The 14,269-nt window shown below is 38.1% G+C and carries 14 protein-coding genes; 3 read left to right on the top strand and 11 right to left on the bottom strand.

Annotated features, from left to right (window positions below; all coding sequences use genetic code 11):
• Positions 1-25: 25 nt before the first annotated feature.
• Positions 26-943, bottom strand: a complete 918-nt coding sequence (gene cyoE / locus MKY80_RS04230; RefSeq protein WP_008173957.1) for a heme o synthase — start codon at positions 941-943, stop codon at positions 26-28.
• A gap of 336 nt (positions 944-1,279) precedes the next feature.
• Between cyoE and MKY80_RS04225 the strand changes: the two genes are divergently transcribed.
• Positions 1,280-2,203: a heme A synthase gene (locus MKY80_RS04225; RefSeq protein WP_043989675.1), complete on the top strand. Its 924-nt coding sequence runs from the start codon at positions 1,280-1,282 to the stop codon at positions 2,201-2,203.
• A 48-nt stretch (positions 2,204-2,251) separates the two neighbouring features.
• Here MKY80_RS04225 and MKY80_RS04220 read toward each other — a convergent pair whose 3' ends face one another.
• From MKY80_RS04220 to MKY80_RS04200, 5 genes are all read right to left on the bottom strand, one after another.
• Complete coding sequence (locus tag MKY80_RS04220; RefSeq protein ID WP_008173961.1) at positions 2,252-2,440, bottom strand: hypothetical protein; 189 nt, start codon at positions 2,438-2,440, stop codon at positions 2,252-2,254.
• Complete coding sequence (locus MKY80_RS04215) at positions 2,433-3,053, bottom strand: TetR/AcrR family transcriptional regulator (protein WP_342532160.1); 621 nt, start codon at positions 3,051-3,053, stop codon at positions 2,433-2,435. Before MKY80_RS04215 ends, MKY80_RS04220 begins: the two co-directional genes overlap by 8 nt.
• A gap of 132 nt (positions 3,054-3,185) precedes the next feature.
• Complete coding sequence (pyc, locus tag MKY80_RS04210) at positions 3,186-6,620, bottom strand: pyruvate carboxylase (RefSeq protein ID WP_089985262.1); 3,435 nt, start codon at positions 6,618-6,620, stop codon at positions 3,186-3,188.
• A gap of 12 nt (positions 6,621-6,632) precedes the next feature.
• On the bottom strand, positions 6,633-7,814 hold the full coding sequence (locus MKY80_RS04205; protein ID WP_008173966.1) for an FtsW/RodA/SpoVE family cell cycle protein: 1,182 nt from the start codon (positions 7,812-7,814) through the stop codon (positions 6,633-6,635).
• A 61-nt stretch (positions 7,815-7,875) separates the two neighbouring features.
• Positions 7,876-8,157, bottom strand: coding sequence for a YlaN family protein (locus MKY80_RS04200; protein WP_004224778.1), 282 nt, complete (start codon positions 8,155-8,157; stop codon positions 7,876-7,878).
• Between the two features lie 182 nt (positions 8,158-8,339).
• On the opposite strand from MKY80_RS04200, the gene MKY80_RS04195 reads away from it, so the two are divergent.
• Positions 8,340-8,840, top strand: coding sequence for a hypothetical protein (locus MKY80_RS04195; RefSeq protein ID WP_008173970.1), 501 nt, complete (start codon positions 8,340-8,342; stop codon positions 8,838-8,840).
• 11 nt (positions 8,841-8,851) lie between these two features.
• Positions 8,852-9,055, top strand: coding sequence for a YlaI family protein (locus tag MKY80_RS04190; protein WP_008173973.1), 204 nt, complete (start codon positions 8,852-8,854; stop codon positions 9,053-9,055).
• Between the two features lie 53 nt (positions 9,056-9,108).
• On the opposite strand, the gene MKY80_RS04185 is transcribed toward MKY80_RS04190, so the two are convergent.
• The 5 genes from MKY80_RS04185 to typA form a co-directional block, all read right to left on the bottom strand.
• Positions 9,109-9,903: an ABC transporter permease gene (locus MKY80_RS04185; RefSeq protein ID WP_036123716.1), complete on the bottom strand. Its 795-nt coding sequence runs from the start codon at positions 9,901-9,903 to the stop codon at positions 9,109-9,111.
• The gene (locus MKY80_RS04180) at positions 9,896-10,663 is read right to left on the bottom strand and encodes an ABC transporter ATP-binding protein (RefSeq protein ID WP_342532156.1); all 768 of its coding nucleotides are present in this window, start codon (positions 10,661-10,663) and stop codon (positions 9,896-9,898) included. Before MKY80_RS04180 ends, MKY80_RS04185 begins: the two co-directional genes overlap by 8 nt.
• A gap of 1 nt (position 10,664) precedes the next feature.
• Positions 10,665-11,657 carry an ABC transporter substrate-binding protein gene (locus tag MKY80_RS04175; RefSeq protein ID WP_043989678.1) on the bottom strand — a complete coding sequence of 331 codons (993 nt, stop codon included), beginning with the start codon at positions 11,655-11,657 and terminating at the stop codon, positions 10,665-10,667.
• A gap of 233 nt (positions 11,658-11,890) precedes the next feature.
• Positions 11,891-12,289: a YlaH-like family protein gene (locus tag MKY80_RS04170; protein WP_025113802.1), complete on the bottom strand. Its 399-nt coding sequence runs from the start codon at positions 12,287-12,289 to the stop codon at positions 11,891-11,893.
• Between the two features lie 29 nt (positions 12,290-12,318).
• Positions 12,319-14,163: a translational GTPase TypA gene (typA, locus tag MKY80_RS04165; RefSeq protein WP_008173982.1), complete on the bottom strand. Its 1,845-nt coding sequence runs from the start codon at positions 14,161-14,163 to the stop codon at positions 12,319-12,321.
• Positions 14,164-14,269 lie beyond the last annotated feature (106 nt).

Here is a 14,269-nt window from a genome sequence, read left to right as displayed (position 1 = left end):
TTAGAAAAAGAAAGAATTCCTAAATTTAGCTAAACACCGCAAATATTATGATGGATACAAATAGTATGGTCATATGATTCAATGAATAAATAAACATTCTATTTGCCCATTTCATATCATCTTTTGCTGTAAAGCCTTTCAGAGCTAGTATTAACCAACCCAGGTTCAATGTAGTAGCAAGAGTTAAAAAGCCAATTCCAAGCTCCGGTAAAAGGAAAGGTAACGGTAATAATAAAAGAATCCAGAATAACATTGAGTACTTTGTACGTTTAAATCCCTTTACAACAGGTAGCATTGGTATTTTAGCTGCACGGTATTCCTCTGTACGTTTCATAGCAAGCGCGTAGAAATGTGGTGGTTGCCATGCAAACATAATTAGGAATAAGGCAAGTGCTCCTGGACCTAAAGCAGGCTCGACTGCTGCAAATCCAATAATAGGAGGAATAGCCCCTGAAATGCTTCCTACAACCGTGTTACTAACATGCTTTCTCTTTGACCACATTGAATACAGAACGACATAAGCAAATATTCCTGCTAGTCCCCACATGCCGGCTGCAAACGATGCCGCAAATAACAAAATTTCACCTACAATTAAAAATGAGAGGGCAATGGTCAATACAAAATTCGGCTTGAATCTGCCAGTCACTGTCGGTCTTGCCTTCGTTCTTTTCATGATCGGATCTATATCCTGATCAATAAAGTTATTCATTGCACCTGAGCCACCAATGATTAATGCCGCACCCAGCATGGTGAATAAGATGACATCCAGCTCTTGCAAGAAGTGTCTACTAGTAAATTGAAAAGCCAGCCACATCCCTGTAAACGTTGTGACAAGATTCGAGTTTACAATGCCAATTTTTATTAGTGCTAAGAAATCTTTTACAACTGATGTTGTTTCTGGACCAGTATTTCTAGTAGCCGCCAGTGTACGACCGTTTGACATACTACCTCTCCTTTCATTTTTGTAAGCATATTCCGCTAACAATAACTATAGCGAAATTTGCGATTGATTTCTAGACATTAAGTGAAATTTAGATGAAGTTGTAAAAATTAGTTTTGTCTAGAAATATAATTAAAATCAACATATCTATAGTAAAACATTTTCTAAAATGAATTGTGAAGGTTAAAGCACGAAATTATGAACAATTTGTGAAATGGAATCGACATCTAGTACTCCCTTCCCTTTACAAGTTGTTTTTTAAACGTATTTTCGATATTATCTAGTAGCAGAAACATTACTTTCTTGTAATGTTGATAGATAAAGTAGGTGACTCATTTTATGCAACACAACAGATATTTGAAGTGGTTTGCTGTTGCCGCTACGCTAGGGATGCTCCTTATATTACTCGGTGGAGCTCTCGTTACTAAAACAGATAGTGGCTTAGGCTGTGGTCGAAACTGGCCTGATTGTAATGGATCTCTTATTCCAAAGGAGATTACACCGGAAGTCCTTATTGAATTCTCACATCGTCTTGTTACTGGAGTCGTATCTATTTCAATTCTTGTGTTAACAGTTTGGACATGGCGTAAGCTCGGACATGTTCGTGAAGTAAAGCTTTTAGGTTTCTTAGCAATGTTTTTCTTAATTGCGCAGGCTCTTATTGGAGCTGCTCAAGTACTATGGGGGCAAGGTGACTTCATCTTAGCACTTCATTTTGGTATTTCTCTTATTTCCTTTGCCGCGGTTCTGCTTCTCTCTATGATTGTATTTGAAGTTGATCGGAAATTTGATGCCGATAAAGTATTTATTGGTAAAAAGTTACGTTGGCATACAATTGCTGTCACAATTTATTCTTATTTGGTCGTTTATACTGGCGCGTTAGTTCGACATACAGATTCGAGCTTAATTTGTCCAGACTGGCCATTTTGCTATAACGAAACACCGTTAGCATCCCCAAATAACATGTACGAATGGGTGCAAATGGGACATCGTTTAGCTGTTCTTATTATTTTCATTTGGATTGCATACATAACTTGGCACGCTGTGAAAGAATATAAAAACCAACGTGTGGTTTACTATGGTTGGATTATTGCTTTTACTATAGTATGTTTACAAGTGATCGCTGGTATGTTAGTAGTCCTAACGAAGCTGAACTTAACAGTCGCTTTAATGCATTCATTATTAATTTCTCTATTGTTCGGTCTATTATGTTACATGATCATGCTCGTTGCTCGTAGTAACTACAATGAAAAAGTGAAATAGTTAAATAAAAAAGATTCGTTACCATATTGTAACGAATCTTTTTTATGCTTATCGTTGTTTCTTCATAGATTCAGTTCCTATAATTCCTACTATTAAAATAATCATAGATACTAGGGCGTAGTCTTTAAAGAATGTTGTAAATGGAATGTCAAAATATCGACAAATTGCCGTTACAAGACGGCCGCCTAATAGGATCAAACCAATGACAAACATCCAATTAAATAAAGCTTTAAGCATTGTTAGTTTCCTCTACTTTCATGGCTGACCAGATGATGTTGATGACCTCTGCACTATATTGTTCTACTTCTATAGAAAGTGGTCCCCCAATTAACATATACTCCCCAATTGCTCTTTGAATAACCTTTGCCATTACATGGACCGAAGTGATAGTAAATCTCCCTTGTTCCTTTCCCTTCGTTAATATGTTGCACAAGGCTTTTAACAAAGGATCCTCTCCATCATCTGGCAATTTATAAAAAGGAATGTCATCTGCAGTACGAGCATTAAAAACAATTTCTAGTAGCGCTATATTCTCTTCTGGGTGTGTTGCTTGATAAGCAATACTCGCCTCAATAAAATTAGCTAATTGCGAAGCTGGTTCATCCGCAGCATATGTTTTCGTCAAAATATATGTAGCCGATTGCTCAATCAGTGCTTGCAGACTTTGTTCAATTAAATCTTGTCGATCTGCGAAATGATACGAAATTAAAGCTGTGCTGATGGAAGCACGTTTTGCAATTTGGGCTAAACTCGACTTTACATAGCCAATTTCACTTAAAGTCCTTATAGTCGCATCAATAATTTGCTGTTTCCTTGCTTCCTGAATAAAGGTACTTTTATTAGCTTCCATAAACTCTCCATTTGATTATTCAAATATTTTTTTGATCACTTAATCAAATTTTATGCAATTTTTCTCATTTCCACAATAAAAAAGGTATGTAGATGTTAAAAATGCATCTACATACCCTGTTTTCACTACCAGTTATTCAATTTCAATCAGCAAATCACCAGTTGAAATAGCATCTCCTGCACTAGCATAAACCTCTTTTATAATACCATCCTTTGGTGCTTGAACAGTCGTTTCCATTTTCATTGCCTCTGTGATCAATAGGTGATCACCACGTTTGACAGGGCTTCCTTTGGACACAACGACCTTCAATACAGTACCAGGCATTGTAGCACCAATTTGATTTGGATTACTTGAATCTGCCTTTAATGATAAATTGCCATCTACCTCTACTGTCATATCTTGAATGACCAATTCACGGGATTGACCATTTAGCTCAAAGTACAGGACACGCGTTCCATTGTGTTGTGGTTCGCCGATAGAGACCAGTTTAATAATGAGCGTTTTTCCTTTTTCTATTTCAACTTCAATGATTTCGCCAAGCTTTAAGCCATAAAGGAATGTTGGCGTATCAAGAACTGAAATATTGCCAAAGGATTCTGCCGTTTTCGCATACTCTTCAAAAACTTTTGGATAAAGGGCATATGCCAATACATCCTTTTTCGACACCGGTCGATTTAATTTTTCCTCTAGCACTGCCTCCAATTGTTCAAATTGAATAGGCTCTAATAACTCACCAGGTCGAACCGTAATAGCTTTACGGTCTTTTAGCACTACTTGTTGCAATGCCTCAGGGAACCCACCGTGTGGCTGTCCTAGATAGCCTTGGAATAATTCAATAACAGAGTCTGGGAAATCAATCGTTTTGCCCCTTATTAATACAGTGTTTTCATCTAAATCATTTTGTACCATAAAGAGTGCCATATCCCCTACTACCTTTGAAGAAGGTGTTACTTTAACAATGTCCCCAAATAATAGGTTCACACGGGAATACATACGTTTGACTTCTTCCCAGCGATCGCCAAGACCAACAGCTTTTGCTTGTTGTTGTAGGTTACTATATTGTCCACCAGGCATTTCATGTACATAAATTTCAGAATGCGGGCTGATCATGCCACTTTCGAAATCCTTATAGTATTTACGCACATCTTCCCAATAATAAGATAATCTTTCCAATGCATCGATGTCTGCACGTAGCTCACGCTTACTACCCTTCATGGCATAGTAAAGTGAATTTGCACTTGGTTGAGATGTGAGACCCGCCATGGACCCTAATGCTGTATCAATGATATCAACACCTGCCTCAATGGCTTTAGCATATAAGTAAATACCATTACCACTAGTGTCATGGGTATGCAAATGGATTGGGAGACTTGTCGTCTCTTTTAACTCGGAAATTAAACGATACGCTGCTTCAGGCTTCAATAAACCAGCCATATCTTTAATAGCTAGAATATGGGCACCAGATGACTCCAGTTCTTTGGCCATGTCTTTATAATATTGCACAGAATATTTCGCACGAGTATCATCCAAAATGTCGCCTGTATAACAGATTGCCGCTTCCGCAATTTTTCCTGATTGACGGGCTGCATCTATAGCTACTTCCATTCCCTTAATCCAGTTCAGGCTATCGAAAATACGGAATACATCAATACCTGATGCAGCTGATTCTGCGATAAATTCACGGATTAAATTATCAGGATAGTTCGTGTAACCTACAGCATTAGCACCACGCAACAGCATTTGGAATAACACGTTTGGCACTTGCTCACGTAGCTTTGCTAAACGCTCCCATGGGTCCTCCTTTAAGAAGCGATACGCCACATCAAACGTAGCACCGCCCCACATTTCCAAAGAGAATAATTGATGCATCATACGAGCTGTTGCATCTGCAATTTGATACATATCATGCGAGCGTACTCGAGTAGCAAGAAGTGATTGGTGAGCATCACGGAAAGTAGTATCTGTTAATAGCACATCATCTTGGGCTAAAATCCATTGCACTAAGCCGTCTGCACCCTCGGTATCTAAAATTTGTTTCGTACCAGCTGGTGGCACAATTAAACGGTCTATTTTAGGAATATTTGGTTGAACAAAAATTGGCTTTGATTGCTTTTCCACACCAGGGAATCCGTTTAACGTCACATTACCGATATAGCTTAACAGCTTTGTCCCACGGTCCTGACGTACTGGGAAATGGAACAGCTCTGGTGTAGTGTCAATAAAGCTTGTATCAAAAGCACCAGATAAAAATTTCTCATGTGTCACAACATTATTTAAAAACGGAATATTCGTTTTGACGCCGCGAATACGGAATTCTTTTAAATTTCGGTCCATTTTCGCAGCAGCTTCTTTAAAGTTCATGCCAGATGTAGAGATTTTTACGAGTAAGGAATCGTAGTATGGTGTGACAACTGCGCCTTGGAAACCATTGCCGGCATCTAAACGGACTCCAAAGCCACCACTAGAGCGATAAACCATTAACTTTCCTGTATCCGGCATAAAGTCGTTAGCAGGATCCTCTGTTGTTACACGTGCCTGAATCGCATAGCCAATCATTGGCATATTTTCTTGCTTTGGCATATGAATTTCTTCGCTAAACAGAGCATAACCTGCTGCTACCTTAATTTGGGTATGGACAATATCTACACCTGTAATCATTTCTGTAATCGTATGTTCTACTTGAATGCGAGGGTTTACCTCGATGAAATAAAAATCGTTCCCTGCGACTAAAAATTCCACTGTCCCTGCATTTATGTACGAGACATTCTTCATTATTTTCACAGCAGCAGTACAAATACGATTTCTTAACTCTTCGGAAATCGAATGAGAAGGAGCAATCTCAACTACCTTTTGGTGACGACGTTGGATTGAACAATCACGTTCATATAAATGCACAATATTGCCCTGCTGGTCACCAATAATTTGCACTTCAATATGCTTAGGTTTAATAATGGCCTTTTCTACATACACCTCATCAGAGCCGAAAGCAGCTTTTGCTTCTGATTTTGCACGTTCATAGGCTGATGCAAGCTCCTCAGCTGCATGTACAAGACGCATACCGCGACCACCACCGCCAAGCGCTGCCTTAATCATAACTGGATAGCCAACAGTGCTAGCAAACGCCTCTACCTCTGCTAAATTGGCTACAGGGCCATCTGTACCAGGAATAACAGGAATGTCAGCCGCAATCGCCTGCGAACGTGCTTTAACCTTATCTCCAAACATATCTAAATGCTGAGAAGTTGGTCCAATAAAGATAATACCCTCTTCTTCACAGCGACGTGCAAATTCAACGTTTTCAGATAAAAAACCATACCCTGGGTGAATCGCATCAACATCTGCATCTTTTGCGATGGCAATAATACCTTCAATATCTAAGTAAGCATCAATTGGTTTCTTGCCCGCTCCCACTAAATAAGCTTCATCGGCTTTAAAGCGATGAAAAGCTCCACTATCTTCTCTTGAATAGATAGCAACAGTTTGGATATTCAGCTCCGTACAAGCACGGAAAATACGAATTGCAATTTCTCCTCGATTGGCTACAAGGATTTTGTTGATTGATTCCATAGGTATCCCCCTTTATGATTCTGTTTTTTTCCTCTCTACCTTTTCAAACATAGAAACATTGATTAATATTCCCATCGCTAAAGATAGAATGATTATAGATGTACCGCCATAGCTTATAAAAGGTAACGTTACACCGGTTAACGGGATTAACCCGGTTACACCCCCAAGATTGATAAACGATTGCCAGCCTATCCAGCTCGCAATACCAGCCGCAATCATGCGTGCCATTGGATCCTTTGTTCGCAATGCAATAGAAAAGCCTTTATATACAATAAACCCTAAACCAGTCAGGACAATGATAACTCCCCAAATGCCTAATTCTTCCATAATTATAGCCATAATAAAGTCTGTTTGTGGTTCAGGTAAATATCCTAATTTTTGAATGGATTGACCAAGCCCTCTACCTTCTAAGCCGCCTCCGCCAATTGCATAATAACTGTTGGCCACTTGGTGACCACTACCATTTTCATACTCGAACGGATTTAAATAAGATAAAATCCGCCCTTTTCGGTTCTCCGTTAATAGTTCTCCCTTGAATAACAAAAGTATACCAAGAATTGCTGCACCGAATGCTGCCAACACACCAAAAAATTTCCAAAACGTCTTAAAAGGAATGCCACTGGAAGCAACGACAGATACGGCAATTCCACATAAAATGATTACTGCCCCTAAATCTGTTTCGAATGCAACACCAGCAACTACTAGGATCCATAGAAAAATGGGATAAAAAATTTCTGTCGGTTGAAGTTTTTCAAATGTATATTTTTGTGATTTTCGATAAAATGCAGCCGCAAAATATAAAATTATAAATAGCTTTGCATATTCAGATGGCTGAAAGTTCCCTAAACCAGGCACATGTATCCAACTTTGTGACCCTACATCTTCTGCACCATGCCCTGCTATCTTTAGCCAAGTAAATAGAACAGCTAATACGATGGTTAGCAACATCATAATATTCTTATTCGCATAATGCTTATAAGGGAAAAATGCTGCCACAATAAAACCTAAAAAGGCCACTATTAAATTGGTGATTTGCTTTCGATAAAAATAATCAGGTGCTTCTCCTTCTCGTGCAATAGCGACCATCATACTTGAACTATAAATCATGATTAATCCAAATAAGCTCAATAATAGGACAGTAAAAAATAAAGGGTAATCAAAATTTTGTGCATATCGTTTTAAGTATTGTTTCATCTGAAAAACCTCGTTCTAGTAAAAAAACTCAAAGCGCAAAAAAGCGTTTGAGTTTTTCTTTTTATTTGTCTGTATACGCATCGTGTAGTACAGAAAGCTCTTTCTCGAGTGAATCGAGAATTTCCTTGCCTTTTTCACGTTCAATCAGACCTAGCTTCACAGCAAAGTCAATTTCACGAGACAGGCCGAACATTTGTGTATCTAATACTTCCTCATATAAAGGGCATTGTGGCATTGTTAAATGATCCATTTGTACTCGAATAAGGCGAGCAATCTTATCTGCATCAGCAACTAAAAGCTCCAAAGCCTTTTCTTGAAAAGAAGTTTGTGATTTCGTATCCATGAGGACGCCCCCATTATCTGATATTTCTTCGATTCTATCTTAATAAAGTTTATCTTCTAGTCGTTAAAATTGCAAGTGTCTTCATTGGAAAATACCGAATTCAAATTTTATTTCTTTATTATTTTTAGGCATTAGCGTTATACTATGTCATGGATATACAAGATTTGAGGAGGATTTCTATCATGGAAACAATAATTCCTATCAAGGGCGCTGTAACATATCAATTAACATTAGATCCCACTGTTTGGATTTTCGATGATCGTAAATTAGATTTAAAAACGTATTTCACGACACAAGATGTTAAGGAAGATTCAGACATCAAATATATGCGTGAGGTTGGTGCTCACTGGTCTCGTGAGATTATGGAGGGAGCTACATTCCCGCCTACATTAAAATCAGAGCGTAAGTTTGACCGTAAAGGAATGGAAACAGGGACATTTGGTATCGAATTAGGTCATTTTTTGAAAAATGCTGAAATTAAACCTGAAGCAACAAAAATTATCTTTGAATGTGAAACTGGTCAGGAGTATCCTTTTTCTATTGAAGAAGCATCTACACTTATTTTAAAATATAGCCAAGATGGCAAGCCACTCTTAGAGGACGGTCCCATTCATGTATTAATGAGAGATGGTTCAAATATTGATAATCCTATTAAAAACGTAATAGCCATTCGCGCTGAATAGGGGGGAATGCAATGCGCGTTAAATGCGTAATTTGCGATACGATTCAAAGTATAGACGATAATTTACCTTTAGCTAAAAAATTACGTAATCGTCCAATCCATACTTATATGTGTGAAAATTGCCATGATCGTATTAAAGAAAACACGGTTGCACGATTAGAAACAGGGAATTTCCGTTTTTATAGAACTTCACCACAAATGGATAAAGAATTTTAATATTGAATGAACCCAAAAGAGGTGCCTCCATCGGGAGACACCTCTTTTCTTTATTAGCCGTTATTTTTAATAACCGACTTTTCTATCAACTCAACCACCTGATACATGATTGTTGCAAAAAATGCAATGATGAGCAAGGACATGAGCACGAGGTTAAAATTAAACACTTGGAAGCCATAGATGATTAAATAGCCAAGACCTTTTGAGGCCACTAAAAACTCACCTACAATAACCCCAACCCACGATAATCCTACATTCACCTTTAATGTTGAAATGATAGTCGGAAAAGATGCTGGTAAGATGACTTCACGAAAGATTTGCCACCTAGATGCACCAAATGTTTGTAAGACCTTACTATAATTCGGATCGACACCTTTAAAAGCCGTATATACCACAATGGTTGTAATAATGATAGAAATTAAAGCCCCCATTGCAATAATGGAAAAATAACCTGGCCCTAGCGCAACAATAAGAATAGGCCCTAACGCAACTTTTGGCATCGCATTTAAAATAACTAAATATGGGTCCAGTACCTTCGACAGAAATGGTGACCACCACAAAAGGATAGCGATGAACGTCCCTAGTAAAGTCCCCGCAATAAAGCCAATCACCGTCTCCATTAATGTCACACCAACATGCAAAGTTAAAGTTCCATCAGTTACTTTTTCGATAAATGTATGCCAGACTTGTGTGGGTGAACTAAAAATTAAACGGTCGATCCATTCTAATCTAGAAAGCAACTCCCATCCTCCAAAGAACAGAAGCAGAATAATAAGCTGATACAGCCGTACAAAGCGTTTTTCTTTTTTTAACATTTGCTGATATTGTTTAAATAATGTGTTATCCAAGGCTCTCCAGCTCCTTCCAAATCATTTGGAATACATCTGCATAGGTAGGATGCTGTCTTACATCAAACGGTGATAATTCACGAAGTGCCTCAGGTATTTCAAACACTTTATGCAATGTCCCTGGATTGGCAGAAAATAAAAAGACACGCTCACTCATAGCTATTGCCTCTCCAATATCATGCGTCACAAGAACTGCTGTCTTTTTATAGGTCTTTAATGTTTCTACCACTAGATCCTCAAGCTTTAATTTCGATTGATAATCAAGAGCCGAAAATGGTTCATCTAACAATAAAATTTTAGGATTTACCGCTAAAGTACGAGCAAGTGCCACACGTTGTCTCATACCTCCTGATAATTCTCGTGGATAGATGTTCCCCACATGTGGTAATCCTACTTCTTGCAAAAGAGCATTGGCCGTTACTTTATGTGAATTATTGCTCCGCTCCATAATTTTCAAACCAATCGTGACGTTTTCTTCAATGGTTTTCCATGGAAATAAATAGTCCTGCTGAAGCATATAGCCAATGCTTGATTGATTATGTGCTGCTAGTTCATCACCATCAATATAGACCTTGCCTTCAGTTGATGGAAACAAACCAGCGATTATTGATAATAAGGTCGTTTTCCCACAGCCACTAGGCCCGATAAACGACACGAATTCTCCTTCACGAATGGCTAAACTAATATCACGTAATACTTCCTTTGCCTGTGTGCTTGAAAAATAACTATGGTGAATATTTTCTAGCTGTAAAAATTCCATATTACTCAGCAGCCTTTTTAGCAAAGGTTGTGTTCACAAGTTTTTCATACTCCACGCGTTGAGGAAGTTCACCTGCTTCCTCCATAATTGTTTGCAAGTTATCCCACTCCCCCTCATCGAGGATAGGGTCTGATGCATAGGAGCCTTGTGCTTTATAACGCTCGATTACTGTTTCGATAACCGCAACATCTACATTCTCAAAATAAGGTTGAATAATTTTTGCCACTTCTGCGGCACTTTCATTCTGTACAAAATCTTGTGCCCGTTGTAAGGCATTTGTAAAGGCTTGAACTGTCTTCTCATCATCCTTTAAATAACTACTTTTCGCCATATAGGACGTGTAAGGCAAATTACCAGACTCTGTACCGAAAGATGCTACAATATAGCCTTTCCCCTCTTTTTCAAATACGCTAGCAGTTGGTTCAAATAACTGTACATAATCACCAGTACCTGAAGCAAAAGCAGTGGCTATATTTGCAAAATCAATATTTTGAATAAGGGTTAAATCATGAACAGGGTCAATGCCGTGCTTCTTCAGCACAAATTCACCTGCCATTTGCGGCATCCCACCTTTACGCTGCCCTAAAAATGTAGAACCCTTCAATTGATCCCATGAAAAATTATCCGTTTTTTCCCTTGCAACTAAAAAAGTACCGTCAGTTTGAGTTAACTGAGCAAAATTCTGAATGGGATCATTCGCCCTTTGTAATGTGACGTAGATTGAAGTTTCCGAACCAACTAAAGCAATATCAATACCATCTGACAGCAATGCCGTCATGGTTTTATCGCCACCTGCTATCGTTTGTAGCTCTACAGAAAGACCTTCATCCTCGAAGAATCCTTTTTCAAGCGCTACATATTGAGGCGCATAAAATATCGAACGAGTTACTTCTCCAACTTTGACTTTTTCTAGCTCTGCTTTATTACATGCCGTCAAAGAAAGGAGTAACAAAGCAATGACACCTAATAGAAAACCTTTTGTAAGCCAACGCATTCCCTTTCCTCCTTGATGTGATGAAAATAAGCCTATCGACATTAACTTATTCACATCAGAAGAATTCGGTGCCAACCAATTTATGTTGATTTTACAATTGTGTAGGATCAGCTATGCCAAATAGGATTTTTGAAAAAGTTTTTTAGTTATATAAGAAAACAGCCTTAGCGACTATTGCGCTAAGGCTGTTTGATAAACGATAAAAGTTCTTATTATAAAATACGTACTACCTTTTATTGATTGGCAGCTTGTTGCTCTTCTCTTTTTTCACGCCATAATCTTGTTTTATAAACTATTAAAATTAAGGCGGCTACAATCAAACCTTCAATCATTGGCAAGAATAGAGCAAAGAAGGTTAGCATGATACAACCTACAAAGAGGAACGCATAAATAATAATGTTTTGAGATAGTTTTAATTTCTTGGCAAAGCCTAGCTTATAGACAATGGCAGAAAGTGCAAATACAAGAAGAAATACAACATAGCCTGCAATTTCATAGCTTGGTAAATTTTCATATAAAAATCTCGTTATACCCGCCATTCTTCCAAAAACTCTTGTTGTTTCCTCGGAACTTGTCTGTGCAGCAACTTGAATAACATTTAGTTCACCCAATAAAGCGGACTTAATATCCAAGACTCCTCTTCCTTTCATGTCAGCGAAAATTATTGTTCTGCGTTACGTAATTTTTTCGCTGCTTTCTCACGTTCATTTTTATCTAGAATTTTTTTACGCAGACGAATAGATTCTGGTGTGATTTCTAAATACTCATCATCACCTAGGTATTCAAGTGCTTCTTCTAAAGATAAAATACGTGGTTTTTTAATAACATTCGTTTGGTCTTTATTCGCTGAACGAATGTTTGTTTTTTGTTTCATTTTTGTGATGTTTACAGTGATATCAGCGTCACGAGTATTTTCTCCAACGATCATACCTTCGTAAATATCTGTACCTGGCTCTAAGAACAGTGTACCACGATCTTCAATTTGCATCATACCATAAGTTGTTGATTTACCAGTTTCCATAGAAACTAGTACACCTTGGTGACGTCCACCAATTTTACCTGGTAGTAATGGTTGGTAGCAATCAAACGTATGGTTAATAATACCAAAACCTTTTGTCATCGACATGAATTCAGTCGTATAACCGATCAAACCACGAGCTGGTACTAAGAACGTTAAACGAACTTGACCACTTCCATTATTTACCATATCAAGCATTTCACCTTTACGTGTACCAATTGATTCAATAATTGAACCAACATTTTCTTCCGGTACATCGATTTGAACGCGTTCGAATGGTTCACATTTTACGCCATCGATTTCACGCACGATTACTTGAGGTTTAGATACTTGTAATTCGAAACCTTCACGGCGCATATTTTCAATAAGGATTGATAGGTGAAGCTCACCACGACCTGAAACTGTCCAAGCATCTGGAGAATCAGTATCTTCAACACGTAAAGATACGTCCGTTTGTAATTGAGCACGTAAACGCTCTTCTACTTTACGAGAAGTAACCCATTTCCCTTCACGACCAGCGAATGGAGAGTTGTTTACTAAGAATGTCATTTGTAAAGTTGGCTCATCGATACGTAATGGTGTAAGTGCTTCTTGGTGCTCAACAGGACAAACTGTTTCACCTACGTTGATATCTTCCATACCTGAAACGGCGATTAAATCACCAGCTTTTGCTGTCTCTACTTCCTCACGTTTTAAACCGAAGAAACCAAAGATTTTCGTTACACGGAAGTTTTTCACTGTACCGTCTAACTTCATCAGTGCAACTTGTTGTCCTACAGAAATTGTTCCACGGAATACGCGACCAATTCCGATACGTCCAACGAAGTCATTATAGTCAAGTAAAGCTACTTGGAATTGTAATGGGTCTTCTGAGTTATCAACTGGTGCTGGGATAGATTCAATAACTTTTTCAAATAGACATTTCATATTTTCTTCTTGTTTAGATGGATCAGCGTCTAAAGAAGCTGTACCATTTACACCTGAAGCATAAACAACAGGGAAGTCTAATTGATCGTCATCTGCACCCAACTCGATAAATAATTCAAGTACTTCATCTACTACTTCTAGTGGACGAGCTGAATCTTTGTCTACTTTATTTACGACTACGATTGGTGTTAGACGTTGTTCTAATGCTTTTTTCAATACGAAACGTGTTTGAGGCATACAACCTTCATACGCATCGACAACTAGTAAAACGCCGTCTACCATTTTTAAAATACGTTCTACCTCACCACCGAAGTCAGCGTGTCCAGGCGTATCAAGGATGTTGATACGAGTTCCTTCATAGTTTACTGCTGTATTTTTAGCTAAAATCGTAATACCACGTTCGCGTTCAATATCATTAGAGTCCATTGCACGTTCTTCAACACGTTCGTTTGAACGGAATGTACCTGATTGTTTTAGTAATTGGTCGACTAGGGTAGTTTTACCATGGTCAACGTGGGCGATTATTGCGATATTGCGAAGATCTTGACGTAAGTTTGTCATTATTCCACTCCATATTCTTTTTTCGAATGTTTAACTGTGATATTATAGCACAAGAAGGATAGAAATGTCCTTATTAGAATTTACATCATTCTAAAAAATATATATG

Origin of the sequence: Lysinibacillus sp. FSL R5-0849, assembly GCF_038595075.1 — a bacterium.
Taxonomy (GTDB): Bacteria; Bacillota; Bacilli; order Bacillales_A; family Planococcaceae; genus Lysinibacillus; species Lysinibacillus fusiformis.
Note: the sequence above shows the minus strand (reverse complement) of the source record. Positions and strands in the feature narration are given on the sequence as shown.